Raw genomic sequence first — 20,348 nt, 5'->3', positions numbered from 1 at the left:
GGTCACCGCAGGTCGAAGAGGCGGGCGGTGTTCTCCCAGCAGACCGCGCGCAGCCAGGCGTCGCCGAGGTCGAGGCGGGCCAGGGCGGCGAGTTGCTCGGCGTACGGGTAGGGGATGTTCGGGAAGTCGCTGCCGAGCAGCACCTTGCCGGCCAGCCCGAGCTCGCGCAGCCGGGGCAGGGCAGCGGTGGGGAAGGGCATGAACTGATCGAAGAACGTGGTGAACGCCATGGTCGTGTCCAACGCCACCCGCTCGTACTTCTCGGCCAGCGCCAGGAACGGCTCGTAGTCGGGCGCGCCCAGGTGCGCCACGACCGCGGTCAGCGCCGGGTGCCGGGCGAGGAGCTGTGTGAACGGCTCGGGACCGGTGTGTGCGGTGCCGACCGGGGCGTGGCCGGCGTGCACGACGACCGGCACGCCGGCGTCGGCGAGCAGTCCCCAGACCGGGTCGAGTTCGGGGACCGTGGGGGCGAAGCCGCCGACCTGCAGGTGCACCTTGAAGACGCGGGCGCCGGCGTCGATGGCGGCGGCGACGTATCCGGCGGCGCCGGGCTCGGGGTAGAAGGTTGCCGACGGGACGCAGCCCGGCGTGGTGCGGGCGAAGTCGAGGGCCCAGTTGTTGAGGTCGGTGGCCATGCCGGGCCGGTGGGCGTACGCGAGCGCGGTGAACGCCCGTACGCCCATCTCCCGGAGGTGGGCCACCCGCTCCTCGTCGGGCCACCGGTACCGGATGGGCCATTCGACGCCGACCAGCGGGCCGGCGGCGTCGAAGTAGGCCCACACCTTGCGGAGCAGCCGCGGTGGCATGAAGTGCACGTGCACGTCGGCGAGGCCGGGCAGGCCGAGGGCCTGCCAGAAGGCCGGTACCTCGGCGTCGCTCGTAGGAAGGGTCACAGGTTGATATTGAACCGGCGGAGGACGGCCGGGGCCAGCAGACCGGCGGTGGAGAGGAGGGAAATCACGGTGAGGGCGCCGCGGACGACCAGAACCTCGATCTTGCCGCCGACCTCGACCGCGATGCTGTTCGGGATGCCGATCATGCGCCACATCCGTCGGCCGATCGGGATGGGCCAGAGGATCGGTACGCCGGCGCTGGTGATGATGTCGCCCATGATGTGCATGAAGCAGCCGACGCCGACGGCGAGCCCGATCATCGGATAGCCGCGGTCGCCGGGGAGGTTGAGGTAGGTGAAGTAGGCGGCGCCGAGTGAGACGAGCGTGACGATCACCCAACCGGCCCGCTTCGCCCACTCGTCGAAGAGGCCGCGGAGCGCGAGCCCGATCATGAAGAACAGGATCCCGATCACGGCCCACTTGCCGTAGTGCGCGCAGAGCGCGGTGGTGCCCCAGCCCACCAGCACGGTGAACGGAAGGGTGTGGGTCAGGGTCCGGTGTCCGTTGTTGCGGAACGGGTCCTTGCTCAGCTTGGTCGCCGTGTAGACGCCGAGGGAGATCTTCTCGATCACCTCGGCGATGAAGAGCGACACCACGCCGAAGGTGCGTGCCACGGTGGCGCCGCCCTGGTTGCGGGTCACCTTGCCGGAAAGGTCAAGGTCGGGGAAGAGCGCTCCGCCCGCGCAGACCGCGGTGCCGACGGCGATCGCCAGTGGCGACTGGTGGTAGTCGGCGAAGTGATCCAGCGCCCAGGATCCCGCCAGCCACGTCGCGGCGCCGGACAGCGCATGGGATGGCCCCATCATCGTCGTGCACTCTCCCCAAGGTCATCCTGCGTAGCGTCGCCACTGTGCCAAACACTCTGTCGACGGGCAATTACCGATCACTCCATAGTGGAGGACAGGTCAACGGCGATGGATGCCCGGGACGGCTTCCTGCTCTGTGGGGAGTGTGAGCACGGGGCCCTTCCTCGCAGCTCAGCGGCGTGATGATCGCGCGTGCCGACGCACGGCGTGGGTGAGCGAGGTCTCCTGCGTCGGGTCGGCGACAGGCATCGCGTGCGTGTCGCGGGCGTAACCAGAAGCCACGACAGGGAGACGCGTCGTGAGCGTCGTGTGTGGACGGTCCTCAGGAGGCGGCGCCGTCGAGCGCGAGGAGATTCCCCTCCCGGATCACGATCGTCGGCCGCCCGTCGACGAGCTGCGCCGCCGCCCGACGGGTGCTGAAGCCGGCGGCCTCCCGTTGCGCGGTGGCGTACGTCGCCGCCGTGCGGGCCGCGATCGTCGACCAGCCGTAGCGTTCCGCCACCATCGTGCGGGCCTGCCGGGCCACCCGCCGCGCGAACATCTCGTCGTCGAGCAGCACGTCGACCGCGGCCGCCAGCGCCGCCGGGTCGCTGTGCGGAAAGGTGACCCCGGTGACCCCCGGCTCCACGATCTCGGCCAGACCACCGGTCGCGGCGACCGCGAGCGGCGCGCCGGCGGCGGCGGCTTCGAGGGCGACCATGCCGAAGGGCTCGTAGAGGCTCGGCACCACGGTCGCGTCGGTGGCGGCGAGCACCGCGGGGAGCTGCGACTCGGTCATGAATCCCGCGAAGGCCAGCGTCCCGTCCAGCTTCAGCCGCCGCGCCTCCTCCTGCAGTTCCGGCCGGTACGGGCCGTCGCCGGCGATCACCACGCGGAGTCCGGGGTGGCGGTCGCGCAGGTGCGGAACGGCGTGCACGAGATGCTGGACGCCCTTCTCGTAGACCAGGCGCCCGGCGAAGCCGATCAGCGGGCCGTCGGCGGCGAAGCGGGCGCGGGCCGAGGCGACCGCCCGGGGCGCGGCCTGCCAGACCCGGTCGTCGACGCCATTGGGAATGATCTCCACCCGGCTGCCGTCCACGTCCAACAGCCGGTTGACCTCCCACTTCATGTAACCGGAGCAGACGATCACCCGTCCCGACTCCTGGCTCAGCCACCACTCGACGGAGTGGATCGCCTTGTTCATCTCCTCCGGGAGCCAGCCCTGGTGCCGTCCGGCCTCGGTGGCGTGGATGGTCGTCACCAGGGGGATGTCGAGGTGCTCCTTGAGGGTGACCGCGGTGTGCGCCACGAGCCAGTCGTGGGCGTGGATGACGTCGTACCCGCCGGACTGGGCGGCGCGCAGCGCGGCGCGGGTCAGCGTGTGGTTGAACGCCATGGTCCAGGCCAGCAGGGACGGCGTGGCGAGCGGGAAGACGGGAGGGTCCTCGGGGACGCGGATGACCCGGACGCCGTCCGCGTACTCCTCGAGGGGCGCGCCGTCGGCGTGCCGGGTGACGACGGTGACCTCGTGGCCGGCGGCGACGAGCGCGACCGAGAGCGCGTGCACATGGCGGCCGAGCCCACCGACCACCACGGGCGGGTATTCCCAGGAGAGCATCAGCACCCGCTGCCGTCGCGGCATCCGGATATCGATCACCTCTGCGTTACGTGACATCGGCACGGCCCCCCTTGTCGTCAGGCTCCAGGGCGCGCGCGTCCGGACACCTCCCCGGTGCCGGCGCGTCGTCGGGTTGCGGCCCATCGTGCCGGTGCCGCGATAACCAGCGAAGACGCCCTCGTTGCCGACGTGTAACGGTCAGCGGACGAGCCGTCGGGCGCGCAGCAACTCCGCCACCGACCAGGCCTGGAAGGGGCACCCGGTGGCGAAGTGCGGAGGCTGGGCGTCCGCGGTCTCACTGACCGAGCCTAAGCCAAATTCGGTCAAATGAGACTCCAGGCCGGTGAACATGGCATGAACTGGAAGGTTGGCGCGGTCGGCTGCCGTGGCGTAGGGGCCGATCAGCCACGGCCAGACGGTTCCCTGGTGGTAGGCGCCGTCGCGCTGCGCCGGAGCGCCCCGGTGCCGCTCGCAGTAGTCGGGGGAGCCCGGCGCGAGGCTGCGCAGCCCGAGCGGGGTCAGCAGGGCGGCGGCGATCGCGCGCAGCGGCTCGGCCTCCGGCTCCAGCGGGGCGTACGGCAGCGACCACGCGAACAGCTGGTTGGGGCGGAACGCGTCGTCGTCCTGCCGGGGGTCCCCGCCGAGCGGATAGTGGGCGTGGGCGGGGGCGTCCACCACGTCGTAGAGCCCGCCGGATGGCGCCGGGAAGCGGTTGCGGAACGACTCGGACGCCCGTGGATGCGCCGTCGCCGCCGCCCCCGGATCCGCCCCGATCAGCTGGGCCAGCTCGGTGACCGCCGCCAGTCCGTTGACCCACAGCGCGTTGACCTCGACCGGCTTGCCTTCCCGTGGCGTGATCGGCACCCCGTAGACCCGGGCGTCCATCCAGGTCAACGCCGCGCCCGCGGCGCCCTGGGTGAGCAGGCCGTCGGCCGGATCGACCCGGATGCCGTACCGGGTGCCGGTGAGATGCGCGGCGACGATGTCCCGCAGCGCCGGCAGCAGCTCGGCGGCGAGGTCGGTGTCGCCGGTGGCGGCCACGTGCCGATCCACCGCGTGCAGGAACCAGAGCGTCGCGTCGACCGTGTTGTATTCGACGGTGCCCGTGTCGGCGGTGTTGGCGAGCATCCCCTCCGAGAGCGTCGCCGCGTACGTCCGCAGCAGCGCCCGCCCTTCGTCGGCCCGGCCGGTGCAGAGCAGCAGCCCCTCGTACGCGATCATCGTGTCCCGCGACCAGACGCCGAACCACGGATAGCCGGCGACCACGTCCGGCCCGTTGCCGGCGTCGACCACGAACGCGTCCGCGGCGAGCGCCAGCGTCGCCTCCACCTCGTCGGTCGGCTTCGCCGAATTCACCACGGCCCGGTTGCGCCGCCGCGCCGTGGTGACGATCTGCTCCGCCGGCGCCGGCCGCTCGCCGAGCTCGCCGGCCCACGCGGTGACCTCGATCACGTCGCCGGGGCGCTCGAGCCGCCCGGCGAACTGCCCCGCGTACCAGAGGTCCTCCTGCGCCTGCAGCCCCCGCGCGGCCTCCTCGCGGTGGTGCACGCCGTGCCACCACTGCCCGGTCGGCTCCCAGCCGGGACCGGCGATCCGGTAGGCCCCCTCGATCACGGCCCCGCTCTCGACCTGCTCCATCCGTGGCGGCGGGGCGTCGGCGTTGCGCTCCCCGTGCGCGTCACGCCAGGTGCAGACCGCCGCCAGGCTCAGCTCCACCGGTCCGCCCGAGATCAGCCGGTGCACGACGCCCACGCACGGGCTGCCGTACGTCATCGCCAGCTCCCGCTCGATGACCACGTCGCCGATCCGCCACCGCCAGCGCGGCACGCCGTCGATCAGGTCGAAGCGCTCCAGCAGCGCGAAGCCGGTCGGGTCCAGCGCGCCGGAGGCCCACTCGTGGGTGCCGAACCGGACCTCGGTCCCGGACGGCAGGGTCAGTGCGGGGTCCAGGCTCACCAGGCCGACCCGGCGGGCGGCGGGCGTCGGCCCGGCGACGACCAGCAGGCCGTGGTAGCGGCGGGTGCGCAGCCCGCTCACCGTTCCCGTGGCGTAGCCACCCAGGCCGTCGGGGACCAGCCACTCGCGGGTGGCGCCAGCGGCGAGGTCGCCACAGACCTGCGGCCCAAAATTGATCTCGATCAATGCCCCTCCAACCCGATACGGGGATAAGTGGCTGTAACACGCCACGGGAACAATGACCAGTGTGGTCAAGTTCGTCTGGAACATTGAGGATACGGAGGTGATCACCGAAGTGCCGGTTGCGGGGAGTACGGGGAGCGTCGCGGAGCGAACCCGGTTGGCGAAGGCCGACGCGGGCGAGCAGGCATGGCGGGCCTGGGGGCCGTACGTGTCGGAGCGCGCCTGGGGCACGGTGCGTGAGGACTACAGCGAGCACGGCACGGCCTGGGATTACTTCCCGCATGATCATGCCCGCTCCCGCGCCTACCGGTGGAACGAGGACGGCATGGCGGGCATCTGCGACGACCGGCAGACGTTCTGCTTCGCGCTCGCTCTCTGGAACGGCAAGGACCCGATCCTCAAGGAGCGGATGTTCGGGCTGGGCGGCGACGGCGGCAACCACGGCGAGGACGCCAAGGAGTACTGGTGGTACCAGGACTCCACCCCCACCCATTCCTGGATGCGCTGGCGCTACCACTACCCCCAGGCCGAGTTCCCCTACGACCAGCTGGTCCGGGTCAACGCGGAGCGTGGCCGCGACGAGACCGAGTACGAGCTGGTCGACACCGGCGTGTTCGACGACGACCGCTACTGGGCCGTCACCGTCGACTACGCCAAGGCCAGCCCGACCGACCTCTGCATGGTGATCACCGTCGCCAACCGGGGCGACGAGGAAGCCCGGCTGCACGTGCTGCCGACCCTCTGGTTCCGCAACACCTGGGCGTGGCGCCTCCCCGGCCGCGACCAGATCCCGACGCTCACCGGCGACGGTGACCGGCTCGTCGGCCAGCACGGCGACCTCGGCCAGCTCGTGCTGCAGGGCGACGGCGCGCCGACCACGCTGCTCTGCGACAACGACTCCAACGCCGAGCGGCTCTGGGGGCTGCCGGGGCGCACCCCGTACCCGAAGGACGGGATCAACGACCACGTCGTGGCCGGCGCCGACACGGTCAACCCGGACGGCGTCGGGACCAAGGGCGCGCTGCAGTACGTGCTCGACGTGCCGGCCCACGGGCAGGCCGAGATCCGGCTGCGGCTCAGCCTCACCGCGCCGCCGCCCGCCGTCGGACCGGCGCCCCGACTGGACCTCGCCGCCGACTTCGACACCACCGTCGCCGCCCGCCGGGCCGAAGCCGACGACTTCTTCGCCGATCTCATCCCGCGCGGCGCCTCCCGCGACGAGGCGGCGGTCGCCCGGCAGGCCATCGCCGGCCTGATGTGGGGCAAGCAGTTCTACCACTTCGACGTGGCGCAGTGGCTGCGCGGCGACCCCGGCTCCGCGCCGCCGGCCGGCCGCCGGTTCGGCCGCAACAGCGCCTGGTCGCACATGAACAGCTTCGACGTCATCTCCATGCCCGACCCCTGGGAATACCCCTGGTACGCCGCCTGGGACCTGGCCTTCCACTGCGTCACGATCGCCCGTGTCGACCCTGGCTTCGCCAAACAACAGCTGCTGTTGCTGCTGCGGGAGTGGTACCTGCACCCCAACGGCCAGATCCCGGCGTACGAGTGGGCGTTCGGCGACGTCAACCCACCGGTCCACGCCTGGGCCGCGTTGAAGGTCTTCGAGATCGACGGCGGGCGTGACGTGGACTTCCTGGCCCGCGTCATGCACAAGCTGCTGCTCAACTTCACCTGGTGGGTCAACCGCAAGGACGCCGGAGGCAACAACGTCTTCGAGGGCGGCTTCCTCGGCCTGGACAACGTCGGCCCGTTCGACCGCTCCGCGGCGCTGCCGGTGGCCGGCGTGCTGGAGCAGTCCGACGGCACCGGCTGGATGGCCATGTACGCGCTCAACCTGCTCGACATGGCGCTCACGCTCGCCGTGCGCGATCCCACCTACGCCGACATCGCGACCAAGTTCTTCGAGCACTTCACCTACATCGCGGCCGCCGCGTACGAACAGGGGCTCTGGGACGACGAGGACTCGTTCTTCTACGACGTGCTCCGGCTCCCCGACGGCAGCAAGGTCCCGCTGCGGGTCCGCTCCGTCGTCGGCCTCCTTCCGCTGGCCGCCACCACCACGCTCAGTTCGGCGACGCTGGCCCGGCTCCCCGAGCTCGCCGCCCGGCTGCGCTGGTTCCTGACCAACAAACCCGAGTACGCCGACGTGATCGGCGCGCGCCGGCTGGCGGGAGACGGACGTCAGCAGCGCCTGCTCTCCATGGTCGGCCCCGACCAGCTCGTGCGGGTGCTCGCCCGGATGCTCGACGAGGACGAGTTCCTCTCCCCGTACGGGCTGCGCACGCTGTCCCGCCGGCACCACGACGAGCCGTTCACCGTGTCGCTCGGCGGGCAGGACTTCACTGTCGGCTACGAGCCGGCGGAGTCGACGAGTGGCCTCTTCGGGGGGAACTCCAACTGGCGCGGACCGATCTGGATGCCGACGAATTTCCTGCTCATCTCGGCGGTGCGTGACTTCGCCGGCTTCTTCGGCGACGACCTGCTGGTCGAGTACCCGACCCGGTCGGGTGCGAAGCACACCCTCACCGAGGTCGCCGACGATCTGTCCCGGCGGCTGATCGCGCTCTTCGTGCCGGACGCGTGGGGCCGTCGCCCGATCTACGGTGCGTGCGAGCTGTTCCAGACGCACCCGGACTGGAAGGACCTCGTGGCCTTCCCGGAGTATTTCCACGGCGACAACGGGGCCGGCCTCGGCGCCTGGCACCAGACCGGCTGGACCGCCCTGGTCGTCGACCTGATCCTGACCCTCCACCGAGACTGACCCCCCCCTGCTCCCGCCCCCCGCCCCCCGCCCACCCCCGCCCTCGCCCCCGCCCCCCGCCCGCCCCCTCCCGCCCCGCCGGGTTCTCCCCGTCGATCAAGGACGTATGCGCACGGTCTGATCTCCGATCGCGTGAATACGTCCTTGATCGACGCGAAACTCCTTGATCGACACGGGTCGGGTTAGCGCTGTGTGTCCCGCGCGGTCGGACGCGCGGCCCGGGCCAACGCCGGCAGGTGTCGGCGGTGGCGCACCAGCAGCACCACGGCCAGGACCGTGTAGCCGATCGCGATGAGATAGCGGACGCCCGGCGTCGGGACGACGAACTGCATCGCGAACAGAATGAACAGCAGCGCCGCCTCGCTCCGGGTGACCCGCAGGTCCGCCAGGACCGCGACGCCGAGCAGCGTCTGCGCGGTGGTCAGGACGATCTCCTCCGTCTGCCGCTCGTCCAGTGGCAGTCCCGCCCACTCGCCGCCGCCGAGGTAGAACGCCACCGGCAGGCAGGCGATCAACAGCGTCCACTGGTTGAGCTTGGCGGCGAGCAGCGCCCCGAAACCGTCGTCGGCGCGGCCGCGCAGCGCGAAGGTGACCGCCACGATCACCTCGGGCGCCTCGGACGCGACCGGCGCGAGCCACTGCACCAGCAGGAACTCGTCGATGCCGAAACCGGCGCCCGCGTCGACGAGCGCCCGCCCGAACGGTTCGGCCGCGGTCAGCACCACGGCGCTGGCGGCCGCGAACAGCGCGACCACCGTCACGCGCCGACGGACCGTCGGCTGGGTGGCCACCCGGGCCGCGACGCCGATCAGCTTCTCCTCGTGCTCGTCGCCGTGCCGGATCCGCAGGAGATAGAGCAGGAACAGTCCGCCCAGGATGATCGTGTCGTACCAGGCCAGCCTGCCGGTCGCCGGGATCACCAGCGCATAGACGGTCGCGATGGCGAGGAAGACGATCTCCGTACGCCGGTGGGGTTCGAGCTGTACGGCGGTGCGGTCGCCGGGCTGGCCGCGCCGACGGACGGCCCAGATCGCGGCGGCCACCAGCAGAGGCCACGCCACGCCGATGAGCAGTCGATTGGCGCCGGTCATGTTGGCGGCGGCGTATGACGAGTACTGGGGATCGCCCCCGGCGGCGTAGGCGAAGTAGATGTCGACCGCATACTCCGGCAGGATCGCGACCAGCGCCAGGATCGCCAGCGCGAGGCGACCCGGCAGGTCGACGCGGGCGGCCTCGGACGCCCACATGAGTAGCGCCACCGCGGAGAGCACGGCGGTGCCGAAGACCGCGACGGCCAGCGGCGGGGGTAGCTCGGCGCCGGCCAGCCGGACCGTGACCGCCGGAGCGGCCCCGCTCACCGCCGCGCCGATCCGGGCGGCCGCGGCGCGGACGGAGACCGGCGCCTCGACCTGAGCACCCACCGGCGTCACCCCCGTGACCCCACCCTGCCCGATCCGGGGTGCCGACGCGGGCGGAATCGCCTGCCCCGGGTTCGACCGTGGCCGGCCCCGGCTCAGGGTGTCGGGGGGATGCGGGCGCGGGCGGCGTTGCGGGTCTGCCACCCGCGCAGGTGACCTTGACGCGGTCGTTCTCCTCGGCGGTCACCGCCGGGTCGCGGTAGAGCCGCTCCAGCTGCGGGGCGAGCGCGAAGAGTCCGCTGCTCGACGCCGCGGCCCGTGTCGTCCATGATCCCGAACGATCGGTGGGGCTATAACCCCATGGACCGTTCGGGATCACGATCGTCGGGGCGGTTGGCCGGGCGCGGGGAGATGCCGCGAATACGTCCGTGATCGACAGGGTCGGTCACGGCGGTGAAGGTGAACTCGACGTACTCGGCGACCGGGGTGAAGCCGAGCCGCGTGTAGACGGCGAGCGCGGCCGCGTTGTCGGCCTTCACGTTCAGCGTGACGTGATCGACCGTCTCGCGCAGCCGGCGGCAGAGCGCCGCCACCGCGCCGGTGGCGAGTCCCCGGCCCCGCGCGTCCGGGCGCGTCGTGACGTTGCCGAGCGCGGCGACCCGGTAGGTGGGGGACCAGACGTGCACCCCCGCCACGGCGAGCAACTGTCCGGCGCGGCGCACGCCCACGTACTGGCCGGTCTCCAGCATCCGCCGGTCGAACCAGTTGCCCGGATACGCCACGTCGTAGAGGCGCTCGAGCTCGGCGAGATCGGCGGGCGACAGCAGCTCACCGGCGGGTTCGACCCGGTCCAGCCGCGCCGTGTCGGTGAGCGCCATCTTCAGGTGCGGGCCGCCGGGCTCGCCCCGGAACTGCCGTCCGACCACCTGGTCCATGCCGGGCGAGAGGTGGGCGTAGAACCGGCGGGGGAGCAGCGGGAGGAGGCCGTCGAGCAGGTCCGCGAGGTCCTCCGCCCCGTCGCGGTCCGCGAGCGCGAGCAGGGTGGGCACGCCGCCGCCGTGATAGACCAGCGCGAGCGCGTCGCCGTGCCGGAACCACGTGGTGTACGGCCAGAAGAAGTCGTCGAGGTCGCCCAACGCGTACGCGTGCAGCGTCGGATCCCGTCGCAGCAGTTCGGCCAGCTCGCGCCGGTCGTGGACGCTCCGCACCACCATCAGGTCATGATCACACGTGGTGCCCGCTGCGCCGGTCGTCGGGGACCGGGGTCGACTGCCACTCACCACCGGCCCCGGTCCGCGATCGGTCGGTTGACCAGCGAATACGCGAGGAATTCTCGATTGCCGGCGGGTCGGGGCGGGTTCTGTGCCGATCTGTGTGACCAGGTGAACCGGCAGCCCGGCTGGCGCGTCCAGTTGATATGACACGTTCCCGCGTACCACCGATGATCTTCGTTTGTATGCTGCTCGCGGCCGGTTGCTACCGCGCCGGTCCGGACGGCGCTGCGCCGGTCGCTCCCGTCACGTCCGCGCCCGGATCCTCCGTCGTCGTGACGCCGACCACCGAGGAGATCCGGCCCCCGCTCCGCACGTCGCCAGCGGTCGGCAAGCCGCCGGCGCCGGCGCCGGCGGGGTCGCCCTATCAGGTCCGGTACGGCTGGGGGGTGCCCGCGTCGCTGACCCGGATCGCGCACACGGTCGACGTGCCGATCGCGCCGCCCCCGGCGCCGGCGCTGCCCTACCTGGTCGAGATCCATGCGGCCGACCACCCGGAGGGAAGCCCCGGCTACAGTCGGTTCTCGTTCTACTTCCGCGGCGCGTTCCCGTCCTACCAGGTCCAGTACGTGCCCCGGGTGACCCAGGACGGCAGCGGGGAGCCGATCAAACTGACCGGCAACAGCTTCCTGCGCCTCCAGTTCACGCCCGCCCAGGCCCACGACGGCAAGGGCCGCCCATCGATCAGGAAGGCGCCGGGATCGGCGTTGGGCTTCCCGACCCTGCGTAGCTACGGCATGGCCGGTGACTACGAGGGGTACGTGACCTACGGGCTCGGTATCCAGGTCGCCGCCAACAGCGGTCAGGTCATGCCGATCCGGATCGGTGAGATGATCCGACCCGACGGCTTCCACGTCGTCGCCGTGGATGTGCGTCGCGGCTAGCCGACGGAGGACGTCTACCTCCGCTTGGGCCACTTCGCCGCGTACGCCGTGTACTCCGGGCCGACCGTCACGTGGCCGGCGCGGTCGACGGTGCGCACGCGCCAGGTGAACCGCCCGTTGTACTTCTTCGTGTTGACCGAGAACCGGTGTGGCGCCTTCCAGTCGCGGGCGACCACCTTCCGGTTGACGAGCAACTCGACGAAACGTACCCCGACGTTGTCCGATGCCGCGGCATCGATGCGGATCGTGCCCCGCACCTGCGCCTTGTTCCTCGGTCCCTTCGTCACCCGGACCTTCGGGGCGCTGTTGTCCGCGACCACGTTGCGCGTCACGACGGTCTGGTTGCCCATCTTGTCCGTGACACGCCACAGCAGGTGCACCCGACCCGACCGGCCGGCCATCGAGATCACGGCACTCCACGGCCAGCTCGTACGGCGGGCCTCGAGCGTGCCCGCCACGTAGAGATCCGCCTTGGCGATCCCCGCCGGGTCGCTGAGATTGAGCCGGCTGGTGACGAACCCGGTCAGCGAAGCCCAGGAGTCGGGCGCGACGAAGTCCACGACCGGACCCGCGTTGTCCGCGGTGACCGTCACCGTCGCGGCCGCCGAGTTCCCGGCGGCGTCAAAGGCCTGCACCTTGATCGGGAAGCGGCCGTTGCGGCCCGCGGTATCGACCGCGAACGTCCCCCTTGCGGCGGAGAGCGATCCGGTGAGCACGCCGTTGGCGTACACGTCGATCCGCGTGACCCCGACGTTGTCGAGTGCCGTCGCCGTCACGGTCACGGTGCCCCGGACCCGGAGGCCCTCCCGCAGCCCGACGATCGAGACGGTTGGCGCCTCCACGTCGATCTCGTCGGCGGACGCCGGAGCGGTCCCGCCGATGAACCCCGCGACGACCGCGGCGGCAACAACGGCTCGTACTCTCCTGCCGCCGCGAGTGCCGCGCCCAGTCGTTGTCGCCACGTCGCTCCACCCTCTCGTTGAGTGGTGGCCCCGCGATCCGGCAGCCACGTCGTGATCACTCAATCGGGCGGGAATTCACCAATCTGAGGGGTTCGCGCCCCTGGTCGAGCAGCCCGGTCGGCGCCGGCCGCGACGGGTCTGCAGCCCCGTCCACCGAGCGCCTCCGCTACTCGCCGAGGTGGCGCTCCGCGTAGACCTTCATCGCGTCCCGGATCAGCACCGCGGTGCCTTCGCCGTGACGGTCATAGTTGGCCGTGAAGCGCGGGTCGGCCACGTACATCTCGCCCAGCCCGATGAAGTACGGCCTCGTCGGGGTGGTCGTGATCGACAGCCACTCGAAGTGGCGCTGCGTGATCGCCTGCACCTCGTCGCTCTCGGCGGAGCTGCCGGCCAGGTGGGCCCGGCCGTAGTCCGCCGCGATGTCGAGTTGCTGCTGCTGGAACGCCTTCTTGTCGGCGTCGCTGAGCGAGCGCCACCACCGGTCCGCCTTCTCGTACGCCCCGCGTCCCCACCGTTCGGTCACTTCCTGCTCGTACTGGGTGTGGTCGAAGCCGTCGAAAATCTCCTCTGCCATGAGTTGTTCACCTCCCTCCGTCTTGCGCAGCGTCGTTGTCACCGACTCGATCTGCCGTCCGAGGCGCTGGCGTTCCTGTTCCAGCAACCTCAGATGGATACGCAACGCGGCGGCGGTGTCCTGCTCGCCGGCGAGCACCTCGGCGATGGCCGGGAGGCCGAGGCCGAGCTCACGCAGCAGCAGGATCCGCTGCAGCCGTACCAGACAGTCCTGGTCGTAGTAGCGGTAGCCGTTGCTCCCCACCCGGCTGGGCTCGAGCAGCCCGACCTGGCCGTAGTGGCGCAGGGTGCGGCTCGTCGTCCCGGCCAGGCGCGCGAGCTCCTGGATTGACCATTCCATCGCGGCTGACCGCCCTTCTGACCTCGTCGGTGCTACCACCGTAAAAGTTGACGCTACGTCAAGGTCAAGGCGCGTAGGTCGCGCCGGTCAGGGGATCCGGCGGCGGCCGGCGAAGCCGAGATCGGGGCGGTGGTACCAGATCAGCTCCGGTTCCCCCTCCAGCCAGCAGAACAGCACCGGCGCGCCGTCGAGGTCGGCGGGGAAGTCGACCAGCAGCGGGGCGAATCCCCGCAGTTCGGCGCCGGTCTGCTGCACCACCGTCATCAGGTCGTCGAGCCGGGCCTGCGCGCCCTTCCACTCCGGTAGCCCGCCGAGTGGCGTCGGCGTCCCGCCGTCGGCGAGCGAGGCCGCCAACTCGGCCGCGTCGGCCCGGACGGCCACAAGCTCGTGGAGGACCGGCCGCAGTCGCGCGAGTTCGATGCGCGCCTCGGCGATCGTGAACAACCCCATCGTCCGAGTCTGACAGTCCGCACGCCGGTCACCGCTGCCGGGCCGCACGATGATCTTGTTCTCAGCGTCTCTCAGCTTCGAGGATTCCCCACCGATGCGCACCGTGCAGGGGTAGCCGTCGAGCTCACCGCGGCCACGGCTCGTCGAGGAGGGCGAGCAGGCGGCGCACCACGGGAGTGACCGTGCGGCCGTTCCAGGCCAGCCCGATGTCCACTGTGGGCGTCGGCGCGGTGAAGTGGCGCAGCCGTACGCCCGGCACCCGGAGCGCCAGTGCCCGACCGGCCGGCACGGCCGCGACGACGCCGCCGCTGGCGACCGCGCGCAGCAACTGTTCGTCGTCGGGCTCGTGGCGGACCAGGTTGAAGCCCCCGGTGGGCCAGACCTGCTGCACGGTCCGGTCGAACATGCCGGGCCCGTTCTCCCGCGGCCACATCACCGCCGGCACGCCGACGACCAGCTCACGCGGGATCCGCCGGCGCCGCGCCAGCGGATGGTCAGCCGGTACGGCGAGCAGCAACTCCTCGGTGTCGACGAGACGGCAGCGCAGCCCGGGCTCACGCACCGGCGGGCGGACGAACGCGACGTCGATCCGGCCGGTGAGAAGCCCGGCGACGTTCGGCGCGGTCCAACCGGTCTCGGGGACCACCTCGACGTGCGGGTTCTCGGCGCGGAAATGCGCGACGAGGGCATCGACCCGCCCGCCGCGCGCCGACCGCGTGTAGGCCAACCGGATCCGACCGCCCTGCCCGCGCGCCGCCGCTCTGATCCGGTCCTCGGCGGCGGCTGCCTGCGCGAGCAGCGCCCCCGCCTCCTGCGCCACCGCGCGGCCGACCTCGGTCAGGACGCAGTCGCGGCCGCTCCGGTCGATCAACTCGGCGCCGAGGTCGCGTTCCAGCGCCCTGATCTGCTGACTGAGCGCGGGCTGCGCGATGCGTAAACGATGGGCGGCCCGGGTGAAGTGCAGTTCCTCGGCCAGCACCGCGAAATAACGCAGCCGGCGCAGATCCATGTCCGTGATTATAAGCGCCGCTTATCGCACGGTAAGAAAAGCGTCTTGGACAACGCGTTCCGCGCGCGGTTGCCTGGAAGACCCCAGGAGCACGGAGGTGCGTGATGTTCGACGTGGTGGTTGTCGGAGCCGGGATCGTCGGGCTGACATGCGCGGCCCGGTTGCAGGCGGCGGGCGCGCGGGTCGCCGTGCTCACCGCCGGCGAACCCTCGGCGACGGTGTCCTGGATCGCCGCCGCGGTCTGGTATCCCACCCGCACCACCGGCGATCCTCGGGTGCTCGGCTGGGCGCGCCGGAGCTTCGACGAGTTCGCCGAGCAGGCCGCGCGGGGCGTGCCCGGGGTGGTGATGCGGCCGACCCGGATGTTGCTGCGGGCCGAGACGCCCGTGCCGTGGTGGGCTGAGGGGCTGCGGGACTTCCGCGCGGCCCCGCCGCCCGCCGGGTACGTGGGCGAATGGCGGCACCCGGCGCCGTCGGTCGAGATGGCGCGCTACCTGCCGTGGCTCATCGAGCAGGTGACGGCGGCCGGGGGAGCGGTGCTGCGACGCTTGGTCGCGCGCCTGGCCGACGTGGCCCAGCTGGCGCCCGTGATCGTCAACGCCACCGGGCTGGCGGCCGGCAAGCTCGCCGACGACCCGGCGGTGCATCCGGTGCGGGGTCAGATAGTCCTGGTCGACAACCCCGGCCTGGTCGTCTCGGTACGCGACGAGGAGAACCCGGCCGGCCCGACCTACATCCACCCGCGCAGCCGCGACGTGGTGCTCGGCGGCACGTTCGAACCGATGGAGACCGATGTCGTCCCCGACGCCGCGACCGGCCAGGCCATCATCGAGCGCTGCGCCGCCCTGGTGCCGGAGCTGACCGGAGCCCCGGTGCGCGCGCAACTCGTCGGCCTGCGGCCGGCACGGCACGGCGGAGCGCGGGTGGCCGTGGACCCGGACGGGCTACCCGGCGGGGTCAGGTTGATCCACGACTACGGGCACGGGGGCGCCGGCATGACGCTCAGTTGGGGTTGCGCCGACGAGGTCGCCGCCCTGGCCGCGGAGCCCGGGCCCGGTGCCAGCCGGTCCTAGCCGACCTTGCCGCGGACGATCGCCACGGCCACCCGGCAGAACTCGTCCATGTTGGGGTCGAAGCCCGCGGCGATGTCGGGATGGAGCCCGGCCCTGGTCTCGTCGAGCAGCCGCTGGCAGACCGTCTCCACCGGCTCGCCGCCGTAGGTGTTGCGCACCCGGTCGGCGGCGGCCTGCAGCGCCGAGGTCAGCTGGTCCTCCAGTGGACCGCGCAGCTTCTCCTCGACCGGGTTGAGACCGGCGGGGTCGAGCGTGATGTGCGGCTCGGACATGGGCTCCCTCCCTTCGTTCGGGTCCCGCCGTACCCGGAACTGCGGCCGCGCCAAACCACGCCCCGCCGGGCGCCGTCGGCTCACCCCACCTGAGGCAGTGTGGCGACCCGTACCAGGTATGACGGCTCGTCGGCCGTCTCCTCACGGTAGGAGATCTGCCGGATCTGACGGTCATCGATGTAGAGCGCGACGTCGACCAGTACCCCGAGATGGGTCAGGCTGCTGACGCGTGCCCGCCTCTTATCTTGCAGCACGTCGCCGATCCCGCCGAGGAAGTTCGACGCATCCCCGGACGGGTGACTGGGTGGGCAGCGCAGCACCACCTCCAGCGCGACCGGCTCGGTCAGCGGCGTCCAGCCGCTGCGCTGCGAGGCCGTGCACGCCGCCTGCAGGAGGGCGCGCACCCGACCGGCCTGACGGTGGCCGGCGGCGAGCATGGAGAGCGCCTCGTTCTTGAGCGGCGGCAGGCCGGGCACCTCGAACGACAGCGCGCGTGTGCGGACGTCGTGCATGACGCACCTCCTCGGCACGACGCTCCGGGCGGCGGAGCGGCGGGGACTGGGGGGCGGAGAACCGCGCCCGTGCGGAAGAGCGTGTCGGCGTCGGCGGCGACAACGGGTGGCTCGACCGTACCGACGGCCGTCGCCGCGCGGACAGCGTCCGTTCGTGCACAGTTGGCACTACCGGGTGACGTGACACACGGTTACATCGCGTTTGATCTTTCCGTGGTTCGGGCAGTAGGGGGCACCACGACACGCGCCCACCGCCCGCCGCATCAGCGGTGCGGGCCGGAGTGCGGGTCTTTCGCCGTGCGCCGGGGCACACATCCCCCAGCCCGGCGTGGCGTCCGAAGGAGGCGGGAGGAATGAGCGGACTCGAGCGGGGACGCTCCCGATGGGGTCGGCGCGCCCGGATGATCGCGGCGGCGGCCGCGGTCACGGTGGTGGCGCCGTTGGCCGCGTGCGGCTCCGGCGACGGCGGCGGCGGTACGCCCACCGTCAATCTCTACTACGGGCCGGAAGAGAACCTGCAGAAGGTGGTCGACGACTGCAACGTCAAGGCGGCCGGCCGCTACCGGATCAACTACGAGGTGCTGCCGCGCCCGGCGGACGACCAGCGGGTGCAGATGGTCCGGCGGCTCGCGGCGCAGGACCCCGGCATGGACATCCTCGGCCTCGACGTCACCTGGACCCACGAATTCGCCAGCGCGAAGTGGCTGCGGGAATGGACGGGTGAGCGACGTGCCGCGGCGGAGAAGGGCACCCTGCCCGGACCGCTGGAGACGGCGCGCTACCAGGGCAAGCTCTACGCGGCGCCGAAGAACACGAACACGCAGCTGCTCTGGTACCGCACGGACCTCGTCGAGCAGCCGCCGAAGACCTGGGACGAGGTGATCAGGACGGCCCAGGACCTCAAGGCGCAGGGAAAGCCGTACCAGGTCATCACGATGGGCGCCCAGTACGAGGGCCTGGTCGTTCTCTACAACACGATGACGGCCAGCGCCGGTGGCAAAATCCTCAGCGACGACGGCGGCGAGGCGGTCTTCGACGCCGGTGCCGTCAAGGCGCTCGAGCTGCTGCGGCGCTTCGCCACCTCCGGCGTGACGAACCCGTCGTTCAGCAACACCCTCGAAGACGACGCCCGGCTGCAGTTCGAGTCCGGTGACGCCGCCTTCCAGATCAACTGGCCCTTCGTCTACCCCGCGTTGCAGAAGGGCGCCCCGGAACTCGCGAAAAAGGTCGCCTGGGCGCGCTATCCCGCGGTCGACGCCGGCACCCCCAGCCGGGTGACGATCGGCGGGTACAACCTGGCCGTCTCGGCGTACTCCCGGCACCCGCAGGAGTCGTTCGACGCGGCGTCGTGCCTGCGCGACGCCGAGCACCAGAAGTTCTCCGCGATCAACGACGGGGTGCCCCCGACGATCGAGAGCATCTACGCCGACCCGGAGATGGCCAAGGCGTATCCGATGAAGGACGAGATCCTCGCCGAGTTGAAGGACCCGGCGCTCCGGCCGCTGACGCCGGCGTACCAGAACCTCTCCACCGTGATGTCCGCGACGCTGTCGCCGGCCTCGGCGATCACGCCGGAGCGGACCGCTGCGCAGTTGCGCTCGGCGATCCAGGACGCGCTCGAGTCGAAGGGAGTGCTCCCGTGACCGTGATCGAGAAGACCGGGCAGGCCGGCGACGAAGCGCGGCACGCCAGGGGCGCGCGCGGCAGGGCGCCACTGAGCGAAGGGAAGAAGGCCGAGCGGCGGTTGGGCTGGTTGCTCTGCGCGCCGGCCGCGTTCGTGATGGTGGCGGTGACCGCGTACCCGATCCTCTACTCGGTCTGGCTGTCGCTGCAGCGCTTCGACCTGAAGTTTCCCGACCAGCGCAAGTTCGTCGGCCTGGACAACTACGTGACGGTGCTGACCAACCAGTACTGGTGGACGGCGTTCGGCGTCACCGTGCTGATCACCGTCGTGACGGTCGCCGTCGAGCTCGTGCTCGGCATGGGGCTGGCGATCATCATGCACCGCACCATCATCGGGCGCGGGCTGGTCCGCACGGCCGCCCTCATCCCGTACGGGATCGTCACGGTCGTGGCGGCGTTCTCGTGGCGCTACGCGTGGACGCCGAAGACCGGCTACCTGGCGACCCTGTTCGGGGACGGCGCGCCGCTGACCGAGAAGGCCAGCGCGCTGGCGATCATCATGCTGGCCGAGATCTGGAAGACCACGCCGTTCATGGCGCTGCTGCTCATGGCCGGGCTCGCGCTCGTCCCGGAGGACCTGCTCAAGGCCGCCTCGATGGACGGGGCAACGGCGTGGCAACGCTTCACCAAGGTGATGCTGCCGGTGATGAAGCCGGCGATCCTGGTGGCGCTGCTGTTCCGCACGCTCGACGCGTTCCGGGTCTTCGACAACATCTACGTGCTGACCGCCGGCGCCAACGAGACGTCCTCGATCTCGATGCTCGCCTACAACAACCTGCTCAGGGGGTTGAACCTCGGCATCGGGTCGACGATGTCGGTGCTCATCTTCCTCGCGGTGGCGGTCATCGCGTTCGTCTTCGTCAAGTTGTTCGGCACCGCTGCCCCCGGTAGCGCCGACGAGGGGAGGCGCTGATGGCGAGCCTCGACACGACCGCCGGCGCGAAATGGCGCTGGGGAATGCTCGACCTGGTCGTTGTGGTCTTCGCGCTGGTTCCGGTGCTCTGGATCGCGTCGCTGTCGTTCAAGACGACGGCCACGCTCACCGACGGCAACTTCATCCCCCAGGAGTGGACGCTCGACAACTACCGCACCATCTTCCGGACGGACCAGTTCGTCCGGGCCCTGGCCAACTCGATCGGCATCGCGCTGATCGCGACGACCGTCGCGGTGGTCCTCGGGACGATGGCCGCGTACGCCATCGCGCGGCTGGACTTTCCCGGCAAGAAGCTGCTGGTCGGCGTCTCCCTGCTGATCGCGATGTTCCCCCAGGTCTCGCTGGTGTCGCCGCTGTTCGAGATCGAACGGAAGCTGGGGCTCTTCGACACCTGGCCGGGACTGATCCTCCCGTACATCACCTTCGCGCTGCCGCTGGCGATCTACACGCTGTCGGCGTTCTTCAAGCAGATCCCGTGGGATCTGGAGAAGGCCGCGAAGATGGACGGGGCGACCCAGGGACAGGCGTTCCGCAAGGTGATCGCGCCGCTCGCGGCGCCCGGGGTGTTCACCACGGCGATCCTGGTCTTCATCTTCTGCTGGAACGATTTCCTCTTCGCGATCTCGCTGACCTCCACGGAGCGGTCCCGCACCGTGCCGGTCGCGTTGTCGTTCTTCACCGGCGCGTCCCAGTTCGAGGACCCGACCGGGGCGATCGCCGCGGCCGCCGTGGTGATCACCATTCCGATCATTCTGTTCGTGCTCTTCTTCCAGCGCCGCATCGTCTCGGGTCTGACGTCCGGCGCCGTCAAGGGTTAGGTGGGTAGCT

The 20,348-nt window shown here is 71.2% G+C and carries 18 protein-coding genes; 6 read left to right on the top strand and 12 right to left on the bottom strand.

Features of this window, described 5'->3' with window-relative positions; translation table 11 throughout:
• Nucleotides 1-2: 2 nt before the first annotated feature.
• The 4 genes from AB0J06_RS03645 to AB0J06_RS03630 form a co-directional block, all read right to left on the bottom strand.
• The gene (locus AB0J06_RS03645; protein WP_357424199.1) at nucleotides 3-893 is read right to left on the bottom strand and encodes an amidohydrolase family protein; all 891 of its coding nucleotides are present in this window, start codon (nucleotides 891-893) and stop codon (nucleotides 3-5) included.
• The gene (locus tag AB0J06_RS03640) at nucleotides 890-1,699 is read right to left on the bottom strand and encodes a metal-dependent hydrolase (protein WP_357424197.1); all 810 of its coding nucleotides are present in this window, start codon (nucleotides 1,697-1,699) and stop codon (nucleotides 890-892) included. The genes AB0J06_RS03645 and AB0J06_RS03640 overlap by 4 nt, the downstream gene beginning before the upstream one ends.
• Before the next feature lie 322 nt (nucleotides 1,700-2,021).
• Entirely contained in the window at nucleotides 2,022-3,353 is a 1,332-nt protein-coding gene (locus AB0J06_RS03635) for a glycosyltransferase family 4 protein (protein WP_357424195.1), read from the bottom strand.
• 141 nt (nucleotides 3,354-3,494) lie between these two features.
• On the bottom strand, nucleotides 3,495-5,438 hold the full coding sequence (locus AB0J06_RS03630; protein ID WP_357424193.1) for an amylo-alpha-1,6-glucosidase: 1,944 nt from the start codon (nucleotides 5,436-5,438) through the stop codon (nucleotides 3,495-3,497).
• 52 nt (nucleotides 5,439-5,490) lie between these two features.
• Between AB0J06_RS03630 and AB0J06_RS03625 the strand changes: the two genes are divergently transcribed.
• Entirely contained in the window at nucleotides 5,491-8,199 is a 2,709-nt protein-coding gene (locus tag AB0J06_RS03625) for a glucosidase (RefSeq protein ID WP_357424191.1), read from the top strand.
• A 182-nt stretch (nucleotides 8,200-8,381) separates the two neighbouring features.
• Here AB0J06_RS03625 and AB0J06_RS03620 read toward each other — a convergent pair whose 3' ends face one another.
• Both AB0J06_RS03620 and AB0J06_RS03615 read right to left on the bottom strand, forming a co-directional pair.
• On the bottom strand, nucleotides 8,382-9,620 hold the full coding sequence (locus AB0J06_RS03620; RefSeq protein WP_357424189.1) for a sodium:proton exchanger: 1,239 nt from the start codon (nucleotides 9,618-9,620) through the stop codon (nucleotides 8,382-8,384).
• 287 nt (nucleotides 9,621-9,907) lie between these two features.
• On the bottom strand, nucleotides 9,908-10,771 hold the full coding sequence (locus AB0J06_RS03615) for a GNAT family N-acetyltransferase (RefSeq protein WP_357424187.1): 864 nt from the start codon (nucleotides 10,769-10,771) through the stop codon (nucleotides 9,908-9,910).
• A gap of 227 nt (nucleotides 10,772-10,998) precedes the next feature.
• Between AB0J06_RS03615 and AB0J06_RS03610 the strand changes: the two genes are divergently transcribed.
• Nucleotides 10,999-11,712, top strand: coding sequence for a hypothetical protein (locus AB0J06_RS03610; RefSeq protein WP_357424185.1), 714 nt, complete (start codon nucleotides 10,999-11,001; stop codon nucleotides 11,710-11,712).
• A 14-nt stretch (nucleotides 11,713-11,726) separates the two neighbouring features.
• Here AB0J06_RS03610 and AB0J06_RS03605 read toward each other — a convergent pair whose 3' ends face one another.
• The 4 genes from AB0J06_RS03605 to AB0J06_RS03590 form a co-directional block, all read right to left on the bottom strand.
• Nucleotides 11,727-12,674 carry an Ig-like domain-containing protein gene (locus tag AB0J06_RS03605; RefSeq protein ID WP_357424183.1) on the bottom strand — a complete coding sequence of 316 codons (948 nt, stop codon included), beginning with the start codon at nucleotides 12,672-12,674 and terminating at the stop codon, nucleotides 11,727-11,729.
• 166 nt (nucleotides 12,675-12,840) lie between these two features.
• Nucleotides 12,841-13,587, bottom strand: a complete 747-nt coding sequence (locus AB0J06_RS03600; RefSeq protein ID WP_357424181.1) for a MerR family transcriptional regulator — start codon at nucleotides 13,585-13,587, stop codon at nucleotides 12,841-12,843.
• Between the two features lie 87 nt (nucleotides 13,588-13,674).
• The gene (locus AB0J06_RS03595; protein ID WP_357424179.1) at nucleotides 13,675-14,037 is read right to left on the bottom strand and encodes a DUF2203 domain-containing protein; all 363 of its coding nucleotides are present in this window, start codon (nucleotides 14,035-14,037) and stop codon (nucleotides 13,675-13,677) included.
• A 124-nt stretch (nucleotides 14,038-14,161) separates the two neighbouring features.
• Nucleotides 14,162-15,046 (bottom strand): LysR substrate-binding domain-containing protein, encoded by an 885-nt coding sequence (locus AB0J06_RS03590; protein ID WP_357424177.1) that lies wholly within the window; start codon nucleotides 15,044-15,046, stop codon nucleotides 14,162-14,164.
• A gap of 104 nt (nucleotides 15,047-15,150) precedes the next feature.
• On the opposite strand from AB0J06_RS03590, the gene AB0J06_RS03585 reads away from it, so the two are divergent.
• Nucleotides 15,151-16,119 (top strand): FAD-dependent oxidoreductase, encoded by a 969-nt coding sequence (locus AB0J06_RS03585; protein ID WP_357424175.1) that lies wholly within the window; start codon nucleotides 15,151-15,153, stop codon nucleotides 16,117-16,119.
• Here AB0J06_RS03585 and AB0J06_RS03580 read toward each other — a convergent pair.
• Both AB0J06_RS03580 and AB0J06_RS03575 read right to left on the bottom strand, forming a co-directional pair.
• Nucleotides 16,116-16,391, bottom strand: coding sequence for a hypothetical protein (locus AB0J06_RS03580; RefSeq protein WP_357424173.1), 276 nt, complete (start codon nucleotides 16,389-16,391; stop codon nucleotides 16,116-16,118). The two genes, AB0J06_RS03585 and AB0J06_RS03580, sit on opposite strands and share 4 nt — an antisense overlap.
• A gap of 80 nt (nucleotides 16,392-16,471) precedes the next feature.
• Nucleotides 16,472-16,903: a hypothetical protein gene (locus AB0J06_RS03575; RefSeq protein WP_357424171.1), complete on the bottom strand. Its 432-nt coding sequence runs from the start codon at nucleotides 16,901-16,903 to the stop codon at nucleotides 16,472-16,474.
• Nucleotides 16,904-17,256: 353 nt separating this feature from the next.
• Here AB0J06_RS03575 and AB0J06_RS03570 point away from each other — a divergent pair, with 353 nt between their 5' ends.
• The 3 genes from AB0J06_RS03570 to AB0J06_RS03560 all read left to right on the top strand — a co-directional run bounded on the left by AB0J06_RS03570 (nucleotide 17,257) and on the right by AB0J06_RS03560 (nucleotide 20,338).
• Entirely contained in the window at nucleotides 17,257-18,546 is a 1,290-nt protein-coding gene (locus tag AB0J06_RS03570) for an ABC transporter substrate-binding protein (RefSeq protein ID WP_357424169.1), read from the top strand.
• 71 nt (nucleotides 18,547-18,617) lie between these two features.
• Nucleotides 18,618-19,499 carry a sugar ABC transporter permease gene (locus AB0J06_RS03565; protein ID WP_357424380.1) on the top strand — a complete coding sequence of 294 codons (882 nt, stop codon included), beginning with the start codon at nucleotides 18,618-18,620 and terminating at the stop codon, nucleotides 19,497-19,499.
• Complete coding sequence (locus tag AB0J06_RS03560; RefSeq protein ID WP_357424167.1) at nucleotides 19,499-20,338, top strand: carbohydrate ABC transporter permease; 840 nt, start codon at nucleotides 19,499-19,501, stop codon at nucleotides 20,336-20,338. Before AB0J06_RS03565 ends, AB0J06_RS03560 begins: the two co-directional genes overlap by 1 nt.
• Nucleotides 20,339-20,348: the final 10 nt, after the last annotated feature.

It is taken from the genome of Micromonospora sp. NPDC049679 (genome assembly GCF_040659735.1).
In the GTDB taxonomy this organism is placed as follows: Bacteria; Actinomycetota; Actinomycetes; order Mycobacteriales; family Micromonosporaceae; genus Micromonospora_I.
Note: the sequence above shows the minus strand (reverse complement) of the source record. Positions and strands in the feature narration are given on the sequence as shown.

Bases quoted from the DNA above. Each gene is read 5' to 3' on its own strand.
- AB0J06_RS03640 (WP_357424197.1), bottom strand. From the start codon at position 1,699: ATGATGGGGCCATCCCATGCGCTGTCCGGCGCCGCGACGTGGCTGGCG.
- AB0J06_RS03635 (WP_357424195.1), bottom strand. From the start codon at position 3,353: ATGTCACGTAACGCAGAGGTGATCGATATCCGGATGCCGCGACGGCAG.
- AB0J06_RS03625 (WP_357424191.1), top strand. From the start codon at position 5,491: ATGACCAGTGTGGTCAAGTTCGTCTGGAACATTGAGGATACGGAGGTG.
- AB0J06_RS03615 (WP_357424187.1), bottom strand. From the start codon at position 10,771: ATGGTGGTGCGGAGCGTCCACGACCGGCGCGAGCTGGCCGAACTGCTG.
- AB0J06_RS03610 (WP_357424185.1), top strand. From the start codon at position 10,999: ATGATCTTCGTTTGTATGCTGCTCGCGGCCGGTTGCTACCGCGCCGGT.
- AB0J06_RS03600 (WP_357424181.1), bottom strand. From the start codon at position 13,587: ATGGAATGGTCAATCCAGGAGCTCGCGCGCCTGGCCGGGACGACGAGC.
- AB0J06_RS03595 (WP_357424179.1), bottom strand. From the start codon at position 14,037: ATGGGGTTGTTCACGATCGCCGAGGCGCGCATCGAACTCGCGCGACTG.
- AB0J06_RS03590 (WP_357424177.1), bottom strand. From the start codon at position 15,046: ATGGATCTGCGCCGGCTGCGTTATTTCGCGGTGCTGGCCGAGGAACTG.
- AB0J06_RS03585 (WP_357424175.1), top strand. From the start codon at position 15,151: ATGTTCGACGTGGTGGTTGTCGGAGCCGGGATCGTCGGGCTGACATGC.
- AB0J06_RS03580 (WP_357424173.1), bottom strand. From the start codon at position 16,391: ATGTCCGAGCCGCACATCACGCTCGACCCCGCCGGTCTCAACCCGGTC.
- AB0J06_RS03575 (WP_357424171.1), bottom strand. From the start codon at position 16,903: ATGCACGACGTCCGCACACGCGCGCTGTCGTTCGAGGTGCCCGGCCTG.
- AB0J06_RS03570 (WP_357424169.1), top strand. From the start codon at position 17,257: ATGAGCGGACTCGAGCGGGGACGCTCCCGATGGGGTCGGCGCGCCCGG.
- AB0J06_RS03560 (WP_357424167.1), top strand. From the start codon at position 19,499: ATGGCGAGCCTCGACACGACCGCCGGCGCGAAATGGCGCTGGGGAATG.